Raw genomic sequence first — 18,176 nt, forward strand, 5'->3', positions numbered from 1 at the left:
TGCCGCGCTGCCGTAAAATGGCCCGGTGAACTTTCCTGTCCTAGCAATCACCCTCGACCTGGACGACACGCTCTGGCCGTTCGCACCCATCGGTGCCCGCATCGACCAGGTGCTGCACGACTGGATGCGCGTCCACAGCCCGGCCACGGCGGCGATGTACCCGGTGGAGGCCATGCGCGAACTGCGCGTGCGCACCTTCGACGACAACCCGCACCTGCACTACGACCTGAGCGCGCTGCGCCGCCTCACCCTGGCCGAAGCGCTGGAAAAGAGCGGTGCCGGCCTGGCGCTGCTGGAACCGGCCTACGAGGCGTTCTACGCCGCACGCAACCAGGTGGAGTTCTATCCCGACGCGCTGGACGCGCTGCGGCGCATCGCCGCGCGCGTGCCGGTGGCCGCGGTCAGCAATGGCAACGCCGACCTGCAGCGCATCGGCATCGGCGACCTGTTCGCGTTCCAGCTGGGCTCGCGCGAGTTCGGCGCGGCCAAACCGGACCCGGGCATCTTCCACGCCGCCTGCGCCCGGCTGGGTGTCGAGCGCACCCATGTCCTGCACGTCGGCGACCACGCCGAGATGGACGTGGCCGGGGCCATCCGCGCGGGCCTGCGCGGCTGCTGGATCAACCGCGAATCGCACCCTTGGACCCACGCCGGCCTGCAACCGGACCTGCAGTTCGACACCCTCACCGGGCTGGCCGACTGGCTGGACGCGCAGGAGTGAGGTCATGTCGCAACTGGGCCGCATCGAGCACTGGAACGACGGCAAGGGCCATGGCTTCGTGCGCCCGCTGCAATCGCAGGCCGGTGCCGGCGACGCGGCGCGCGCCTTCGTCCACATCAAGGCGATTGCAGGGGCCGGGCGCCGCCCCGCCGATGGCGACCTCATCCGCTACGACTGCGAGCGTGATGCGCGCGGCCGTTTGAACGCGGTGGACGTCACGCTGGTCAATGCCGCGGTGATGCGTACCCGGGCGCAGCGGCGCGTGGCGGCGAAGACCACCGCCCGCCAGCGGCGTGCCGCGGCCGCGCCGATCGACGCCGTGCAGCGTTGCATTCTTGCCTGTGCGCTCATCGCGCTGGCCGCCGGCGGCGCGCTGCGGCTCTGGCCGCTGCCGGTAACGCTGGCCTATATGGCGATGGGCACGGTGTCGTTCTTCGCCTATGCCCGGGACAAGAACGCCGCCGGCAACGGCCAATGGCGCACGCGCGAAAGCACCCTGCACGCCTTCGACCTGCTGTGCGGCTGGCCGGGCGGCCTGCTGGCGCAGCAGGCATTCCGCCACAAGACCCGCAAGATCGGCTTCCAGCTCGGCTTCTGGACCAGCGCGGTGCTGAACTGCGCCGCCCTCTACTGGCTGCTTCCACGTATCGGAACGGCATCATGACAACGGGCGGCCGGCCATCACGCGCCACCGCCCCCCATTACCAGGAATGACCCCCATGTCTGCTTCGCCATCCATTGGTTTCACCTCCGATGCCAACAACGCCCTGCCGCTGCACGTGCTCGACAAGGCGTCGTTCGCTGCGTGGCTGGACGCCCAGCCGGCCGCCACGCAGGCGTGGCTGAAGAGCCAGCAGTTCACTGCCGCGCCGGGCAGCGTGGCGCTGCTGCCCGGCGACGACGGACTGGCCGGCGCGGTGCTGGGCGTCGGCGACCGCGCCGATGCCCATGCCTACGCGCACGCCCCGTTCGCACTGCCGGCCGGCAGCCGCTGGCAGCTGGCCAGCGCGCTCGATGCCGCCGGGCTTTCCAACCTGCACCTGGGCTGGGGCCTGGGCAGCTACCGCTTTGCCCGCTACCGCAAGCCGGCACGGCAACCGGCGCAACTGCTGGCCACGCCGTCGGCGGAGGTACAGGACGTGCTCGCCGCGTGCCTGCGCGTGCGCGACTGGGTCAACACCCCGACCGAGGACATGGGCCCGCAGCACCTGGAAGACGCCGCGCGCGCGCTGGCCGACGCCCACGGCGGCACGCTGGAAGTGATCGCCGGCGACGAACTGCTGGAGATGAATTTCCCCACCATCCACGCGGTCGGCCGCGCCTCGCACCGCGCGCCGCGGCTGATCGTGCTGCGCTGGGGCCAGGACACCGCGCCGCACCTGGCGCTGGTCGGCAAGGGCGTGTGCTTCGACACCGGCGGGCTGGACCTGAAGCCGGCCGATGGCATGCGCAACATGAAGAAGGACATGGGCGGCGCCGCCCATGCGCTGGCGCTGGCCGGGCTGGTGATGGCGCAGAAGCTGCCGGTGCGGCTGACCCTGGTGGTGCCGGCGGTGGAGAACGCGGTCGGCCCCGATGCGTTCCGCCCGGGCGAAGTGATCACCACGCGCAAGGGCATCACCGTGGAGATCGACAACACCGATGCCGAGGGCCGCCTGATCCTGTGCGACGCGCTGGCCTACGCCAGCGAGATGCAGCCCGACGCGATCATCGATTTCGCCACCCTGACCGGTGCCGCGCGCATCGCCCTGGGCCCGGACCTGCCGGCGCTGTTCGCCAACGACGACACGCTCGCCCGGCAGTGGCTGGAGGCCGGCGAGCAGACCCGCGACCCGGTGTGGCGCATGCCGTTGTGGCGGCCGTACCAGCGCTACCTCAACAGTGGCATCGCCGACATGGCCAACGCCGGCTCGCGCATGGCCGGCAGCGTCACCGCGGCGCTGTACCTGGAGCGCTTCGTCGACGAAGGCCGCGCATGGGCGCACCTGGACGTCTACGCCTGGAACGACAGCGACCGCCCGGGCCGCCCGGCCGGCGGCGAGGCGCTGGCGCTGCGCTCGGCGTGGGCGATGCTCAAGGCCCGCTACGGCTGATGCCGGCACTGCCGGCCGGAGCGGTCCGGCCGGCGCTGCCCGGGGCGGGGAATATCTGACGAAAAATTGAATTTTTCCGGCTGCCCGGTTCTGCGACGATGTGCGGGCCCTTCCCATGCTCGACCCAGGCAGGACCGCGACATGCCACTGCTCCCCCCTACCCCTGCAGGCCAGGATCCACAGCCGCCCGGCCGCCACACCGCCTTGCCCTGGATCGCGCTGATCGCGCTGATCCTGGGTGCCGCCGCGCTGACCTTTGCCTGGCTGGCCGGCTGGATCGGCCGCGAACGGCTGACCGCGCAGCGTTTCACCGACACCATCGAGGCGACCGGCGCGGCCCATCCCGGCTTCCGCCGCGCGCACAGCAAGGGCGTGTGCGTGAGCGGCTGGTTCGAACCCAGCGCGCAGGCGCCGTCGCTGTCGCGGGCGCGCGTGTTCACGCAGCCGCGGGTGCCGGTGCTCGGCCGGCTGTCGATCGGCGGCGGCGATCCGCATGGCGCCGACGGCAATGCGCGGGTGCGCAGCATCGCCCTGCGCCTGGCCAGCGACGATGGCCAGGAATGGCGGATGGCGATGAACAGTTTCCCGTTCTTCGCGGTGCCCACGCCCGAGGCCTTCTACGAACAGACCCGTGCGCAGGTGCCGGATCCGGCCACCGGCAAGCCGGACCCGGCGAAAATGGCCGCGGTGCTGGCGAAATACCCCAGCGCGCAGGCGTTCCAGCAGTGGGCGCGGACCGCGCCGTGGACCGACAGCTGGGCCAACACCACGTTCAACGGCATCAACAGCTTCTGGTTCACCAATGCGCAGGGCCAGGCGCGTGCTGTGCGCTGGCGCTGGCAGCCGCAGGCGCCGGTGGTCGAGCTCGACGCACAGGCGCGCAAGCACGCGGACGCGGATTTCCTCAGCCAGGACCTGCAGCGCCGGCTGGCGGCCGGTCCGCTGCGCTGGAACCTGGTGGTCAGCCTCGCCGGCCCCGGCGATGCGGTCGACGATCCCTCGGTGCCGTGGCCGGCGTCGCGTCCGGAAGTGATGGCCGGCGTACTCAGCCTGGAGCACATGCAGTCGCAGGAACAGGGCGCCTGCGGCGAACTGAACTTCGACCCGCTGATCCTGCCCACCGGCATGCGCGGCAGCGATGACCCGGTGCTGGCGGCACGCTCGGCGATCTATTCGCAGTCGTTCAACCGCCGCGAGCGCGAACGCGCCGCCGGCGCCCCGGCGCAGCCGCGGGAGGCCACGCGATGAGCACCGGCAACGGCCATTTCAACCTGCTGGCGCGGGTGCTGCACTGGTCCATGGCGCTGATGATCGTGGCCATGCTGTTCATCGGCGTGAGCATGGTCGCTTCGCTGCACCTGCGGCCGCTGCTGATCGACCTGCACCGCCCGCTGGGCATCGCCATCGGCGTGCTGGCGCTGCTGCGCCTGTACAACCGGCTGCGCCACCGCCCGCCACCGCTGCCGGCGGACCTGCCGCCATGGCAGGCACTGGCGGCCAGGGCCTCGCACGCGGTGCTGTACGCGCTGATGCTGGCGATGCCGCTGATCGGCTGGGCCATGCTGTCGGCCGGCGGCTATCCCATCGTGCTGTGGGGCGGCGTGCACCTGCCGGCGATCATGCCGCATACGCCGGCGCTGTACGCGGCGCTGCGCGCTGCCCACGGCGTGCTGGCCTATGCGCTGTTCGCCACGGTGCTGGCGCACGTCGGCGCGGCGCTGTTCCACCTGTGGGTGCGCCGCGACGGCGTGTTCCAGGCGATGGCCCGCGGCAGGGACTGAGGTTCCCCCGCGCGGCGTGGGCGTCCACACCGCGCGGCGCCGCGGAAAGCCTCGCGCTGCCGCCGCCTCAGGTATCGCCACCTGGCGACCGGTGGCGGCGGATCCCGACTACAACCAGCCCTTCTGCCGTGCCAGCCGGTGCGCCTCGATGCGATTGGCCACGCCCAGCTTGCCGATGCAGTCGGACAGGTAATTGCGCACGGTGCCGTGCGACAGCCCGAGCTGTTCGGCGATCTCGTTGGCCGAGCGGCCCTCGCCCGCCAGCCGCAGCACCTGGCGCTCGCGGTCGTTGAGCGGGTCGGCCTCGGACCAGGCTTCCACCGCCAGTTGCGGATCGATGGCGCGGCCGCCGCGGTGCACCTGGCGCAGGGCCTCGGCCAGCTTTTCCGCCGGTGCGTCCTTCAGCAGGTAGCCCTGCACCCCGGCGTCCAGGGCGCGGCGCAGGAAGCCGCCGCGGGCGAAGGTGGTGACGATCACCACTTTCGCCGCCAGCCCATGGCGCTGCACACGCTGGGCCAGCTCCAGCCCGGTCAGCCCCGGCATCTCGATATCGGTGACCAGCACGTCCGGGGCCAGCCGCTGCAGCTCGCGCCACGCCGCCTCGCCGTCGGCCGCGGTGCCCACCACCTCGATGTCCAGTTCCAGGTTCAGCAGCGCCGACAAGGCGCCGCGCACCATGGCCTGGTCTTCGGCCAGCAGGATGCGGATCATGCGCGCGCCTCCATTGCCGGTGTGGGTGCCTCGGGCGCGGTGCCGGGGGCGGCGCCCGGTTCGCCGAGCGGCACGGTTACCGCCAGCCGCGTGCCGCCGCCGCGCGGCGAGTCGATGCGCAGGCTGCCGCCCAGTGCCGCCACCCGTTCGCGCATGCCGGCCAGGCCGTTGCCGTTGGCGGATACGCCGCCGCGGCCGTCATCGGCCACCTCCAGCACCACCGCCCCGTCCTCCACCCGCAGCGCGATCAGCGCCTCGCTGGCCTGCGCGTGGCGGGCGATGTTGGTGACCGCTTCGCGCAGCACCATGGCCAGCCCGCATTCGATCCAGGCCGGCATGGGCGGTGGGGGTGTGTGCCGCAGGTGCACCCGCGAGGACTCCAGCAGCAGGTGCGCCGAGGCCAGCTCGGCGGCCATGTCGGCGGCGCGGAAGCCGGTGACGGCGCTGCGCACCTGCGCCAGCGCGTCGCGCGCGATCTGCTCGGCCTCGGCCAGCTCACGCCGCGAACGCGCCGGGTCGCGCTCGAACAGCTTGCGCGACAGCTCCATTTTCAGCGTGATCAGCGACAGCGTGTGCCCGAGCAGGTCGTGCAGGTCGCGGCCGATGCGCTCGCGCTCGGCGGTGGCCGCCAGCCGGCGCACCTCCTCGTGCGACAGCCGCAGCGCGGCGTCCTTCTCGCTGCTGGCGCGCTCGACGTTGACGATCAGGCCGATGATCACGGTCAAGGCCGGGATCCAGGCGACGACCTGCCACGGGTAACCGATCCACGCGGCCAGCGCGACGAAGCCGGTGTTGAGCAGCGCCAGCTCCAGCAGGTAGCGGCGCACGCTGATGCAGCGGTTGGAGCGCAGCATCACGCAGCCGAACACGAAGTAGTTCATGCCCGACGGATAGCTGCGCAGCAGCGCCATGGACAGCACGATCATCGCCAGCGCGAACAGCGGTGCGTTGCGCCGCGACGCCACCAGGGTCATCACGAACAGCACCAGGAACAGCGGGTACGACCACAGCGTGATCAGCACCCAGCGCAGGGTGAAGCCGCCGCCGAACATCGGCGTGAGGAACACCCACACCGTCCACAGCAGGTGCACCGCGTCGATCCACGGCCATTTGCCGAGCTTGAGGTTGTCGGCCACCACCGAATCGGGGGCGGGCGTCAGCCAGGCGGGGATATGGCGGTGGTTCACGAGGCGGTTCCTGTCGCGCAGGCGTCGATGATGCCATCAGCCATGGCGGCGCAGGCGGTGCACGGCCAGCGCCAAGACCACGGCGGTGAACCCGGCCAGCCACAGCACGTGCGGTCCGGCGCCGCCGGTGCCCAGGCCCAGCGCCGACTGCGCCAGCGCGTTGAGGTGGTAGCTGGGCCACAGCGGCGCCTGCGCGCGCAGCAGCGGCGGCAGCATCTGCAACGGGAACCACAACCCGGACAGGAACGCCATGGGCAGGTACAGCAGGTTGACCATGGCCGGCGCGCCCTGGCCCTTGACCAGGGTGCCCAGCAACAGCCCCAGCGCGCAGAACGGCACCGCGCCGAGGATGCAGACCAGCGCCAGCCGCAGCATCTGCGCCGCCTGCAGCTGCACGTGCGCCAGGGTCAGCCCCAGCGCCTGCAGCAGGCAGGTGATCAGCGCCGCCATCAGCATCGCCATCGCGGTCTTGCCGAGCAGGTAGGCGGCCGGCGGCATCGGCAGCGCGCGCTTGAGGGTGAGCAGGCCGTTGTCGCGCTCCAGCGCCAGCGACATGCCGAAGCCGAACAGGCCCGGCGCCATCACCCCGAAAGTGGAATACGACGCCAGCAGGAAGCGCGGCGCCTCGGCCGCGCCGCGGCCGCCCAGCACCACCGCGAACATCACGAAGAACACCGCCGGGAACAGCAGCGTCGGCAGCAGGAACGACGGGCTGCGCAGGTAACGCAGGCATTCGGCGCGCGTCTCCTGCAGGTAGGCGGCAACCACGCGGCCGCGCGGCATCGGCGGCTGGACGGCGGAACAGGCAGGCAGGGTGTCCATCAGGCGGCCTCGCGCAGAACGGAGCAGGCGACGCGGTCGTCGCGGGTCAGGTCGCAGAACGCCTCGTCCAGGCCGGCGGCCTGCACTTCCAGGCCGGCCAGTGCCGGATCGGCCTCGAGCAGGCGCCGCACCACGGTTTCCACCTGGTCGCTGGAGACCTGCAGCCAGGTGCCATCGTGATCGACCTGGCGTACGCCGGGCCAGCCGGCCACGGCGCTGGCCGCGAGCGTGGACCGGCAGCGGATGCGGCGCGTCTGTACCCGGGCGCGCAGCGCGTCGACGCTGCCGTCGCTGACGATGCGCCCGCGCATGAGCACGCAGACGCGGTCGGCCAGGTGCCCGGCCTCCTCCAGATAATGCGTGGTCAACACCACGCCCACGCCTTCGCCGGCCAGCGTGCGCACGGCGGCCCACAGCCGCTGCCGCGCCGGCAGGTCCAGGCCCACCGTGGGCTCGTCCAGGAACAGCAGCCGCGGGCGCCCGCACAACGCGATGGCGAACTGCACGCGCCGCTGCTGGCCGCCGGACAGCTTGCCGTAGGGCCGCCCGAGCAGATCCTCGATCCCGGCCAGCGCCGCGCTCCCGGCCAGCGGCCGCGGCGCCGGGTAGTAGCTGGCAGTCAGCCGCAGCAGCTCGCCGACCTTCAGCGTCGGCGGCAGGGCCGCGTCCTGCAGCATCACGCCGATGCCGCGACGTGACCCCACCTGCTGCGGGTCCCGCCCGAACAGGCGCACCTGGCCGGCGTCGGCGCGCAGCAGGCCCAGCAGCAGGCCGATGGTGGTGGTCTTGCCGGCGCCGTTGGGCCCAAGCAAGGCCAGCACCTGCCCGGCATGCAGGTCCAGGTCCACGCCATCGAGCGCCTGCAGCGCGCCATAGCGCTTGCGCACCCCGCGCAGGCTCGCCAGTACTTGCCCCCTCGTGTCCATCCACCCACCTCCGCTGATCGATGGCGCCACGGTATCCAGCCGCGCCGCCGGCGCGCAGTGGCGGCGGTCAGGCCAGGCGGGTGACACCCGTCACCTGCGCGCTGCAGGCGCGCCACCTAGAATCGGTCCCCGCCACCGGCCGCCCGCCAGCGCCGGTTTGGGTTACCTTCCGTCACTTCTTCCCGCCTCCCGTTCCGGTACCGATGAACACCTCCGCCGACCTGCTCAAGGAACTCCGCATCGACCGCTCGGCGCCGCCGCCGACCGGCCCCGCCGCCCCGCGCCGCTGGCTGTGGTGGGTGCTGGGGCTGCTGGCGCTGCTGGTGCTCGCGGTCGTCGCCGGCATTTTCTTCAGCCGTGGCAAGCCGGTGGTGGTGGAGACCGCAGCGGTGGTCGCCATCGGCCAGGACAGCGCCAGTGCCTCGGTGCTCGACGCCAGCGGCTACGTGGTGGCGCGGCGCATGGCCACCGTGTCGGCCAAGATCACCGGCAAGGTGCGCGAGGTGATGATCGAAGAAGGCATGCGCGTGGAGGAGGGCCAGGTCATGGCCACCCTCGACCCGATCGACGCCAACGCGCAGCGCGCGCTCAACGCCGCCCAGCTCGACGCCGCGCGCAGCCAGGTCGAAGGCCTGCAGGCGCAGTTGCGCCAGGCCGAGGCCGACGCCCAGCGCCTGCAGCAGCTGGTCGGCCGGCAGCTGGTGTCGCGCTCGCAGTACGACCAGTCCGTGGCCCAGCGCGACAGCCTGCGCGCGCAGCTGGCCACCGCCCGCCACAACGCCACCGTCGCCCGCGACGCGCTGGCCATCGCCGACCTGGGCGTGGACAACAACGTGGTGCGCGCGCCGTTCGCCGGCGTGGTCACCGCCAAGGCCGCGCAGCCGGGCGAGATCGTCTCGCCGCTGTCGGCCGGCGGCGGCTTCACCCGCACCGGCATCGGCACCATCGTCGACATGGATTCGCTGGAGATCGAAGTCGAGGTGGGCGAGGCCTACATCGGCCGCGTGCAGCCGAAGATGCCGGTCGAAGCCGTGCTCAACGCCTACCCGGACTGGAAGATCCCGGCCGAAGTGATCGCCATCATCCCCACCGCCGACCGCGGCAAGGCCACGGTCAAGGTGCGCGTGGCGCTGAAGGTGAAGGACCCGCGCATCGTGCCGGAGATGGGCGTGCGGGTGAGCTTCCTGGAAAAGCCGGCGGCCGCCGGTGAGAAGAAGCCCGAGGGCGTGCGCGTGCCGGCGACGGCGATCGTGCAGCGCGGGCAGGACACGGTGGCGTTCGTGGTCGGCGGCGACGACACGGTGCAGGCGCAGGCGCTGAAGACCGGCATGGAAATGGGCAAGGACCGGCAGGTGCTGTCGGGCCTGTCGGCGGGACAGACGGTGGTGGTGAACCCGCCGCCGACACTGAAGGACGGCGACAAGGTGGCACTGGCCAGCGACGCGGCGCAATGACCGGGCGCCCTTCTCCCGGGGGAGAAGGTGCCCGGATGGCGGATGAGGACGCACGGCGCCGGGGGTGGCTGATCCGTCCGGGCTCCATCGCCCCTCACCGCAAGCCCCGCTCCAGGACACGCGCCAGTGGCACGCAGCCCGCGCCTTCTCCCCCGGAGGGCGAGGGGCCTGAAAACTGATCTCCGCGGTTGCTGTTGCTGTTGCTGTTGCTCGTGACTCTGCTCTCGCTTTTGATTTCCGGCCCCCTTCCGCAGCGACGGAGCCGGCGGGAAAAACCCGAAGGGCGACGTGCATGGATGCACGTCGTTTTTCGACGAGACAGGGATGTCTCGTCGAAAAATCCCGCCGTCGGAGTGGACCCGGCGCGCGTAGCGCGTCGGGCGCGTAGGCAGGGCGTGCTTTCTCTTGGTTACTTCTCTTTGCACGAGCAAAGAGAAGTGACTCGCTCCTGCGAAGCAGGAGTGACAGCCCTGCTTTCAAGCTCTCGCTTGGGTTGTTGTTTCTTTCCAAAGCAAAGCCCCAAGCAACGGCTCAAGCAGGATCAGGAGCTTTCGCTCCTCCTTTGGGGCCCGCCGGGCTGCGCCCGCCGGTTCCCTGCGCTCCTCGCGGGCCAGGGGGACGGCCCGCTCTACGGCCTGAAGAAGTCAAAAGAAAACTGCAAAAGCAACCGCAACCGCAACCGCAACCGCAACCGCAACCGCCCAAGCATCGCCCCATTCACCGCTCCCGCCCACGCGGGAGAAAAAAGCAGAACGGCGCGGCAGCGCCACCCACCGCATTACCCGCAGAGGACCACCCATGACCGCCCTCGTCACCCTCCGCAACATCACCAAGACCTACCAGCGCGGCCCCGAGAAGGTGCAGGTGCTGCACGGCATCGACCTGGACATCGACCGCGGCGACTTCGTCGCGCTGATGGGTCCGTCCGGTTCGGGCAAGACCACACTGCTCAACCTGATCGGCGGACTGGACACGCCCAGCGGCGGCGAGATCGCCATCGAAGGCCAGCGCATCGACCAGCTCGGCGCCGGCCAGCTTTCGACCTGGCGCAGCCACCACGTTGGCTTCGTGTTCCAGTTCTACAACCTGATGCCGATGCTCACCGCGCAGAAGAACGTGGAGCTGCCGCTGCTGCTGACCAACCTGTCGGCCGGCGAACGCAGGCGCCGCGCGCAGATCGCGCTGGCCCTGGTCGGCCTGGCCGACCGCCGCGACCATCGCCCCAACGAGCTGTCCGGCGGCCAGCAGCAGCGCGTGGCCATCGCCCGCGCCATCGTCTCCGACCCGATGTTCCTGATCTGCGACGAGCCCACCGGCGACCTCGACCGGCAGAGTGCCGAGGAGGTGCTGGGCCTGCTGCAGCTGCTCAACCGCGAGCACGGCAAGACCATCATCATGGTCACCCATGACCCGAAGGCGGCCGAGTACGCCACCCACACCGTGCATCTGGACAAGGGCGAGCTGGTCGACGCCCCGGTGCACTGAAGGAGCCGGCCATGAACATTCGACACGATCGCTGCGCTTCGGCGCACCGCCGCCCGCGCCACGGCGCGCAGGAGGGCAGGCCATGAAGTACTTCTCGCTGATCTGGGCGCAGCTGTTCCGCAGCCGCACCCGCACCCTGTTCACGCTGCTGTCGGTGGTCACCGCATTCCTGCTGTTCGGCATGCTCGATTCGGTCCGCGTGGCCTTCAGCAGCGGCGGCAGCAGCGTGGCCGGCGCCAACCGCCTGGTCGTCGCCTCGCGGCTGTCGATCACCCAGTCGTTGCCGATCCGCCTGGAATCACAGATCCGCCAGGTACAGGGCGTGCGCGACGTCACCTACGGCATGTGGTTCGGCGGCATCTACCAGGACCCGAAGAACTTCTTCCCCAACTTCTCGGTGGCGCCCAACTATTTCGACGTCTACCGTGAGTTCGAGATCCCGAAGGAGCAGCTGGACGCGTTCCACAACACCCGCACCGGTGCCATCGTCGGCGCGACGCTGGCCAATCAGTTCGGCTGGAAGATCGGCGACACCATCCCGCTGCAGGCCACGATCTTCCCGCGTGGCGGCAGCAACGACTGGCCGTTGCAGCTGGTGGGCGTTTTCCACTCGAAGAACACCGCCACCGCCGCCAACGACGAGCGCCAGTTGATGATGAACTGGAAGTACTTCGACGAATCCAACGACTACATCAAGAACCAGGTGAGCTGGTACACGGTCACGCTGGACAATGCCGACCACGCCTCGCGCGTGGCCCAGGCGATCGACGCGATCTCGGCCAATTCCGACCACGAGACCAAGAGCCAGACCGAGTCGGCGTTCCAGCAGGCCTTCATCAAGCAGTTCGCCGACATCGGCATGATCGTCACCTCGATCATGGGCGCGGTGTTCTTCACCCTGCTGCTGTTGACCGGCAACACCATGGCGCAGGCGGTGCGCGAGCGCATCCCGGAGCTGGCCACGCTCAAGACGCTGGGCTTCAAGGACGGCACCGTGCTGATGCTGGTGATGGTCGAATCGGTGCTGCTGGTCGGCCTGGGCGGCGCCCTCGGTCTTAGCCTGGCGGCGCTGGCACTGCCGCTGATGGCCCCCAAGACCATGGGCATGCTGCCGCCGCAGGTACCACTGCAGACCTGGTTCATGGGTCTGGGGCTGATCGTGCTGATCGGCCTGGTGGTGGGCGTGCTGCCGGCGCTGCGCGCCAAGCGGCTGAAGATCGTCGACGCACTGGCCGGGCGCTGAGGAGAGAGCCATGAAGAAGTTCATTGCAAACGCACTGGTGGTGCTGGTGCTCGCCATTGGCCTGGGCATCTGGATCACCCTGCCCTGGGTCGGCGTGCTGGCCGTGGCGGTCGCCATCGCATTGTGGCTGCCGCTCACCCGCAGCGGGCGGCTGGCGCTGGCCGCCACCCGCATCGGCATTTCCAGCCTGCCGCAGCGCTGGGGCGCGTCGTCGGTGATCGTGGTCGGCATCGCCGGCGTGGTCGGGGTGCTGGTGGCGATGCTGGCGATGGGCGAAGGCTTCCAGGCCACGCTCAACAGCACGGGCGATGACACCACCGCGATCGTGCTGCGCGGCGGCTCGCAGGCCGAGACCAACTCAGTCATCACCCGCGACCAGGTGCCGCTGCTGGGCACGCTGCCGGGGTGGCGCGCGACGCGCAGGGGCGGCCGCTGCTGTCGGCCGAGCTGTCGCAGGTGGTCAGCCTGGTCTCGCGTGCCGACGGCACCGACGTCAACGCACAGTTCCGCGGCGTCGGCGACATGGGCTGGGCGGTGCACGACAAAGTCAGGATCGTGAAGGGCCGCCCGTTCAAGCCGGGCCTGCGCGAGATCGTGGTCGGCGAGGGCGCGCAGGGCCAGTTCCGTGACATGGAAGTGGGCAAGACCCTCACCCTGGGCAACCAGGCGTGGACGGTGGTGGGCGTGTTCGCCTCCGGCGACGCGCACGATTCGGAGCTGTGGACCGACGTGCAGACCCTGGCCACTACCTACCAGCGTGGCGCCTACCAGTCGATCAGCGTGCGTACCGAGGGCAAGCCCGGCTTCGAGCAGTTCAAGGCGGCGGTGGCGGCCGACCCGCGGCTGAAGCTGGACGTGGAGACCACCCGCGCCTACTACCGCAAGCAGGGCGGCGGGTTGAACACGCTGATCAGCATCCTCGGCAAGGTGATCGGCGCGATCATGGCCATCGGCGCGGTGTTCGGCGCGCTCAACACCATGTACGCGGCCGTGGCCACCCGTGCCCGCGAGATCGCCACCATGCGCGCGATCGGCTTCCGCGGCCTGCCGGTGGTGACAGCGGTGATGCTCGAGACCATGCTGCTGGCGCTGGTCGGCGGCCTGCTCGGCTGCGCGGTGGCGTGGCTGGTGTTCAACGGCTACAGCGTGTCCACCATCGGCAGCAATTTCAGCGCGGTGGTGTTCAAGTTCCACGTCTCGCCCGAGCTGCTGTGGAGCGGGCTGAAGTGGGCACTGGGCATCGGCCTGGTCGGCGGCCTGTTCCCGGCGTTGCGCGCGGCGCGGCTGCCGATCACCACCGCGCTGCGCGAGACCTGACGGCCACGGTGGCGGCGCGTGCGCGCGCCGCCCCTTTGGCGACTACGGCGATCGGCCGGCAATGGCGGAGTTTGCCTCTTCACGCATCGATCCGTTTGGTCCATGATGCGCGCCCGCTGGAAGCCCGGCGGGCAGCGCAGCTGCATGGCACGGATGCCGCGTCCCTCCCCCAACGGTGATCGCATCTGTTCAGGGCGCCCTTCCCGGGCGCTTTTTTTCGTAGTCAGTAAAGGAAAACCGATGTACCTGAAGTCGACCCCGCTTCGCTCCGCCATCGCGCTGGCCCTGGCCAACGCATGCAGCGCCCCCGCCTTGGCGCAGTCCGGCAATGACGGCACCACCACCCTGGACCGCGTCGAGATCACCGGCTCGCGCATCCGCCAGGCCAGCGTCGAGACCGCCAAGCCGGTCATCGCGCTGAGCCGCGCCGAGATCGAGAAGAAGGGCTACGTCAACGTCGCCGACATCCTGCAGGACGTCACCGCGGCCGGCGCGCCGGCGCTGAGCCGCGCCTCGGCGCTGTCCTCGGCGCGCGATTACGGCGGCATGTTCGTCAGCCTGCGCAACCTCGGCCCGGAGCGCAGCCTGGTGCTGGTCGACGGCCGCCGCATGGGCGTGAGCGCCGGTGGCTACTCCGACGTGGGTTCGATCCCGTCGGCGATCGTCGAGCGCGTTGAAGTGCTGACCGACGGCGCCTCGGCGCTGTACGGCTCGGACGCCATCGCCGGCGTGGTCAACATCATCACCCGCAAGAACTTCGACGGCGGCCAGGCCAACGCCTATGTCGGCCAGTACGGCGAAGGCGACGGCCAGAAGCGTTCCTACAGCGCCACCTGGGGCAAGACGTTCGCGCGCGGCTGGGTCACCATCGGCGCCGAGAAGGTGAAGGAAGACCCGGTGCTGGGCGGCGCACGCGAGTTCACCGCCTATCCGAACGGCCCCTACCACCCGACCGACGGCCTCAACGGCACCACCGCCTGGGGTTCGGTCACGGTCGATGGCAAGGTGCTCAGCGTCGGCCCCGGTGGCGACCCGTCCAAGGTGGAGGACTTCAAGCCGCTCGACCGCTCGGCCTACGCCAACACCAAGACCAACATGACGCTGCTGTCGGGCCTGGAGCGCCGCTCGGCGTTCGCCAACGGCGGCTTCCAGATCAGCGACGACCTGCGCGTGGTCGCCGACGTGCTGTACAGCGAGCGCGAGTCGGTCAAGCAACTGGCCGGCTACCCGTACTCGGTGTCCTCGGCACAGGCCGCCAGCGGCGCCCGCGCTATGCTGTCCAAGGACAGTGCGTTCAACCACTGGGGCAAGGACGTGCTGTTCTCGCACCGCACCGAGGAGTTCCCGCGCGCGACCAACAACAGCCTGACCACCAAGCGCGCCAGCGTCGGCCTGGAAGGCAGCTTCGAGACCGGTTCGCGCTTCTGGGACTGGAACGTGGGCTACATGTTCAACCGCAACGAGGGCGAGCGCCGCACGCTGCAGAGCATGTACCAGCCCAACGTCAACAAGGCGGTGGGCGCCTCCTTCATCGATGCCAACGGCGTGGCCCGCTGCGGCACCCCGGACAACGTGATCCAGGGCTGCGTGCCGTGGAACCCGCTGGCGCCGATGGGCAGCAACAGCCCCGGCTCGCTCAGCGGCGACCCGGCCGTGCGCGACTACCTGTTCCGCAGCTTCGTCGATGACATCCAGAGCACCACCAAGGTGGTCAGCGCCAACCTCTCCGGCTCGCTGTTCAGCCTGCCGGCCGGCGACATCATGGCCGCGATGGGCGTGGAGCACCGCAGCGAGGAAGCCAGCTACACCCCGGACCTGATGGTGCAGAACGGCGAGATCGCCGGCACCAGCGGCCAGCCGACCCGTGGCGACTACACGCTGGACGAGGTCTACCTGGAACTGCAGGTGCCGCTGCTGGCCGACCTGCCGTTCGCGCGCGAGCTGTCGCTGGACGTGGCCGGGCGCTACTCGGACTACGACAACTTCGGCGGCACCACCAACGGCAAGTTCGGCCTGAAGTGGAAGCCGGTCGACGACCTGCTGGTCCGCGCCACCTACGGCACCGGCTTCCGCGCGCCCACCGTGGATGACCTGTACGGCGGCACGGTGACCACCCGCGACCGCATCACCGACCCGTGCGACCGCGCGTTCGGCGCCGCCGCGCGCAATGCCGAAGTGGCCGCGCGCTGCACCGCCGCCGGCCTGGGCGGCGGCTTCCGCCAGAAGACCGGCGACGGCGAACTGGCCAGCACCTCCGGCGTGCAGGCGGTGACCGACTTCACCTCCGGCTCCAACCCGGACCTGAAGCCCGAGACCGCCAAGACCTGGACCGTGGGCGTGGTCTACAGCCCGGACTTCGTCGGCGGCCTGGACCTGAGCCTGGACTGGTGGAAGATCCGCATCGACAACGTCATCGTCGGCGAGTCGGCCACCGACATCCTCAACCAGTGCTACGTGCAGGGCATCGCCTCGGCATGCTCGCGCTTCACCCGCTACACCTCCGGCAGCAACAAGGGCCAGGTCAGCGGCATGAACCGCTCGCTCAACAATGCCGGCTACCAGGAAACCGCCGGCTATGACCTCGGCGTGCGCTACCGCCTGCCGGAACTGGCCATCGGCCGCTTCGCGCTGAGCTGGAACACCACCTACGTCGACTACCTGTCGCGCAAGAGCGACAACGTGGACAGCACCCCGGTCGAGGAGTTCACCGGCTGGGGCGGCAACTTCCGCGTGCGCTCCAACCTCAGCCTCGACTGGCAGTACGGCGACCTCGGCATCGGCTGGACCACGCGCTACTACTCGGGCATGAAGGAGAAGTGCTCCTACGACCTGGATGGCGGCCCGGAGTGCAACCTGCCCGACTTCCGTTCCGCGTACACCGACGTGCAGCCCAGCCGCAAGGTCGGCGCCAACACCTTCCATGACCTGCAGGTGCGCTACAGCCTGCCGTGGAACGGCACCGTGTCGCTGGGCGTGAACAACGTCTTCAAGCACGTCGGCCCGGTGATGTACAGCCAGCCCAACAGCAGCTTCACCTACTACGGCGGCTTCGACATCGGCCGCTTCATGTACATGAAGTACCAGCAGCGCTTCTGATCCCCGGATCCCGACCCGTTGCAACCGGCAAAGGCACCGCAAGGTGCCTTTGCCTTTTCCGGCGCCCGGCCCGCCCGGCGCGGCGCGAAACCAAACACCACACAACGGTCATGCATTTGTCATCGCCGCGCGGTAGAGCCGCCGCGGCGCAGCCGCTACCGTGGCGTCCTCCCCTATTTCGGATCTCCGCCATGCTGCGTTCGCTGGCGCTGGCCGGCGTCTGCGTGATGCTGGCCGGCTTCGCCCTGTCTTCGCCGATGCCGCCGCTGTCGCTCAGCGCGCGCCTGGCCGCGCCCGGCGGCACCTCGCCGATGGTGCCCAGCGCGCGCATCGATGCCCTGCTCGCGCGCCTGCCGCACCGCCAGGGCCAGGTGCCCGGCGACGGCGGCGTGGCGCTGCACTGGCTCGCTTTCGATCCGGGCGACTACCGCCTGCATTACCGCTACCTCGGCCAGGGCGAACGCTTCCCCGAGTTCTCGATGCAGGCCAGTGCGCCGGCGGCGGGCGCGGCCCCGGCCGCACCGCGCGGCACGGTGATCCTGCTGCATGGCTGGATGATGGACGGCGGCTCGCTGCTGCCGTGGGCGCTGCAGCTGGCGCAGGGCGGCTACCGCACCATCGCCCTGGACCTGCGCAACCACGGCCGCTCCGGACAGGCGCCGTCCGGCTACGGCACGCGCGAGGGCCAGGATGTGGCCGCCGCGCTGCGCGCGCTCGATGCCCGCGGCGAGATCAGCGGCCCGGTGCACCTGCTCGGCGTGTCCTACGGCGCGGCCACCGCCATCTTCGCCGCGCGCGAGCTCGGCCCGCGGCTGCGCAGCGTGGTGGCGATGGAGTCCTTCGACAACGCCGGCCAGGCGATCCGCGCGATGGTGCCGCACATGCTGTCGCGGCCGCCCGAGCGCCTGGGCGACTACCTGGCGCTGCCGCTGGTGCGCTGGCAGTACGGCGGCAGCGGGCTGGACGAGGCCATCGCCGCCGCCGACCGCCGGCTCGGCCTCGACCTGGACCGCGTGGACGTGGGCCAGGCGCTGGCGCAGGTGCCGGCCTGCGTGCTGCTGCTGCACGGCCGCGACGATGCCCACATCCCGGTGGCGCAGGGCCGCGCGCTGGCCGCCGCCGCGCCACGCGCGCGCTACCTGGAACTGGCGGGCGAGGACCACCTGACCCTGCCGCTGCGGCTGGATCGCCTCTCCGGCGTGGTCGAGGACTGGTTCGCGCGCGCCGGCAACGATGGCGGGCCGTGTCCGTTGCCCGCCGCGCCCGCCTCCGGGTGGACGCACCGGGCGGACGCGGCAGCGCTCACGCCGGAGCGCCGTCGATGAGCGCCGGCACCGACG

14 protein-coding genes and 1 pseudogene are annotated in these 18,176 nt (G+C 70.6%); 11 read left to right on the forward strand and 4 right to left on the reverse strand.

Annotated features, from left to right (window positions below):
* Positions 1-25 precede the first annotated feature (25 nt).
* The 5 genes from B1L07_14420 (at position 26) to B1L07_14440 (ending at position 4,595) form a co-directional block, all read left to right on the forward strand.
* Positions 26-721 (forward strand): HAD family hydrolase, encoded by a 696-nt coding sequence (locus B1L07_14420; protein ID AUZ56085.1) that lies wholly within the window; start codon positions 26-28, stop codon positions 719-721.
* A gap of 4 nt (positions 722-725) precedes the next feature.
* Positions 726-1,385, forward strand: a complete 660-nt coding sequence (locus B1L07_14425) for a hypothetical protein (protein AUZ56086.1) — start codon at positions 726-728, stop codon at positions 1,383-1,385.
* A 55-nt stretch (positions 1,386-1,440) separates the two neighbouring features.
* Positions 1,441-2,814 (forward strand): leucyl aminopeptidase, encoded by a 1,374-nt coding sequence (locus B1L07_14430; protein AUZ56087.1) that lies wholly within the window; start codon positions 1,441-1,443, stop codon positions 2,812-2,814.
* Positions 2,815-2,955: 141 nt separating this feature from the next.
* Positions 2,956-4,062: a catalase gene (locus tag B1L07_14435; GenBank protein ID AUZ56088.1), complete on the forward strand. Its 1,107-nt coding sequence runs from the start codon at positions 2,956-2,958 to the stop codon at positions 4,060-4,062.
* Entirely contained in the window at positions 4,059-4,595 is a 537-nt protein-coding gene (locus tag B1L07_14440; GenBank protein AUZ56089.1) for a cytochrome B, read from the forward strand. The genes B1L07_14435 and B1L07_14440 overlap by 4 nt, the downstream gene beginning before the upstream one ends.
* 108 nt (positions 4,596-4,703) lie before the next feature.
* Here the strand turns inward: B1L07_14440 and B1L07_14445 are convergent, their stop codons facing one another.
* From B1L07_14445 to B1L07_14460, 4 genes are read right to left on the reverse strand one after another with little or no spacing between them, the layout of a single operon-like run.
* Entirely contained in the window at positions 4,704-5,306 is a 603-nt protein-coding gene (locus tag B1L07_14445) for a DNA-binding response regulator (protein AUZ56090.1), read from the reverse strand.
* Complete coding sequence (locus B1L07_14450) at positions 5,303-6,514, reverse strand: two-component sensor histidine kinase (GenBank protein ID AUZ56091.1); 1,212 nt, start codon at positions 6,512-6,514, stop codon at positions 5,303-5,305. The genes B1L07_14445 and B1L07_14450 overlap by 4 nt, the downstream gene beginning before the upstream one ends.
* 15 nt (positions 6,515-6,529) lie before the next feature.
* The gene (locus tag B1L07_14455) at positions 6,530-7,315 is read right to left on the reverse strand and encodes an ABC transporter permease (GenBank protein AUZ56092.1); all 786 of its coding nucleotides are present in this window, start codon (positions 7,313-7,315) and stop codon (positions 6,530-6,532) included.
* A complete protein-coding gene (locus tag B1L07_14460; GenBank protein AUZ56093.1) occupies positions 7,315-8,241 on the reverse strand; it encodes a multidrug ABC transporter ATP-binding protein in 927 nt (308 codons plus the stop codon). Before B1L07_14460 ends, B1L07_14455 begins: the two co-directional genes overlap by 1 nt.
* Before the next feature lie 203 nt (positions 8,242-8,444).
* Between B1L07_14460 and B1L07_14465 the strand changes: the two genes are divergently transcribed.
* From B1L07_14465 to B1L07_14490, 6 genes and pseudogenes are all read left to right on the forward strand, one after another.
* Positions 8,445-9,695, forward strand: a complete 1,251-nt coding sequence (locus B1L07_14465) for an efflux transporter periplasmic adaptor subunit (GenBank protein AUZ56094.1) — start codon at positions 8,445-8,447, stop codon at positions 9,693-9,695.
* Positions 9,696-10,493: 798 nt separating this feature from the next.
* The gene (locus tag B1L07_14470) at positions 10,494-11,180 is read left to right on the forward strand and encodes an ABC transporter ATP-binding protein (GenBank protein ID AUZ56095.1); all 687 of its coding nucleotides are present in this window, start codon (positions 10,494-10,496) and stop codon (positions 11,178-11,180) included.
* Positions 11,181-11,262: 82 nt separating this feature from the next.
* Entirely contained in the window at positions 11,263-12,423 is a 1,161-nt protein-coding gene (locus B1L07_14475) for a hypothetical protein (protein AUZ56096.1), read from the forward strand.
* 10 nt (positions 12,424-12,433) lie between these two features.
* A pseudogene (locus B1L07_14480) lies at positions 12,434-13,740 on the forward strand (hypothetical protein).
* A gap of 240 nt (positions 13,741-13,980) precedes the next feature.
* On the forward strand, positions 13,981-16,836 hold the full coding sequence (locus B1L07_14485; GenBank protein AUZ56097.1) for a TonB-dependent receptor: 2,856 nt from the start codon (positions 13,981-13,983) through the stop codon (positions 16,834-16,836).
* Positions 16,837-17,027: 191 nt separating this feature from the next.
* Positions 17,028-18,161 carry an alpha/beta hydrolase gene (locus B1L07_14490; protein ID AUZ56098.1) on the forward strand — a complete coding sequence of 378 codons (1,134 nt, stop codon included), beginning with the start codon at positions 17,028-17,030 and terminating at the stop codon, positions 18,159-18,161.
* The last annotated feature ends 15 nt before the right edge of the window (positions 18,162-18,176 follow it).

Source organism: Stenotrophomonas acidaminiphila (assembly GCA_002951995.1).
GTDB lineage: Bacteria > Pseudomonadota > Gammaproteobacteria > Xanthomonadales > Xanthomonadaceae > Stenotrophomonas > Stenotrophomonas acidaminiphila_A.

Bases quoted from the DNA above. Each gene is read 5' to 3' on its own strand.
- B1L07_14425 (AUZ56086.1), top strand. From the start codon at position 726: ATGTCGCAACTGGGCCGCATCGAGCACTGGAACGACGGCAAGGGCCAT.
- B1L07_14430 (AUZ56087.1), top strand. From the start codon at position 1,441: ATGTCTGCTTCGCCATCCATTGGTTTCACCTCCGATGCCAACAACGCC.
- B1L07_14435 (AUZ56088.1), top strand. From the start codon at position 2,956: ATGCCACTGCTCCCCCCTACCCCTGCAGGCCAGGATCCACAGCCGCCC.
- B1L07_14440 (AUZ56089.1), top strand. From the start codon at position 4,059: ATGAGCACCGGCAACGGCCATTTCAACCTGCTGGCGCGGGTGCTGCAC.
- B1L07_14445 (AUZ56090.1), bottom strand. From the start codon at position 5,306: ATGATCCGCATCCTGCTGGCCGAAGACCAGGCCATGGTGCGCGGCGCC.
- B1L07_14455 (AUZ56092.1), bottom strand. From the start codon at position 7,315: ATGGACACCCTGCCTGCCTGTTCCGCCGTCCAGCCGCCGATGCCGCGC.
- B1L07_14460 (AUZ56093.1), bottom strand. From the start codon at position 8,241: ATGGACACGAGGGGGCAAGTACTGGCGAGCCTGCGCGGGGTGCGCAAG.
- B1L07_14465 (AUZ56094.1), top strand. From the start codon at position 8,445: ATGAACACCTCCGCCGACCTGCTCAAGGAACTCCGCATCGACCGCTCG.
- B1L07_14470 (AUZ56095.1), top strand. From the start codon at position 10,494: ATGACCGCCCTCGTCACCCTCCGCAACATCACCAAGACCTACCAGCGC.
- B1L07_14475 (AUZ56096.1), top strand. From the start codon at position 11,263: ATGAAGTACTTCTCGCTGATCTGGGCGCAGCTGTTCCGCAGCCGCACC.
- B1L07_14485 (AUZ56097.1), top strand. From the start codon at position 13,981: ATGTACCTGAAGTCGACCCCGCTTCGCTCCGCCATCGCGCTGGCCCTG.
- B1L07_14490 (AUZ56098.1), top strand. From the start codon at position 17,028: ATGCTGCGTTCGCTGGCGCTGGCCGGCGTCTGCGTGATGCTGGCCGGC.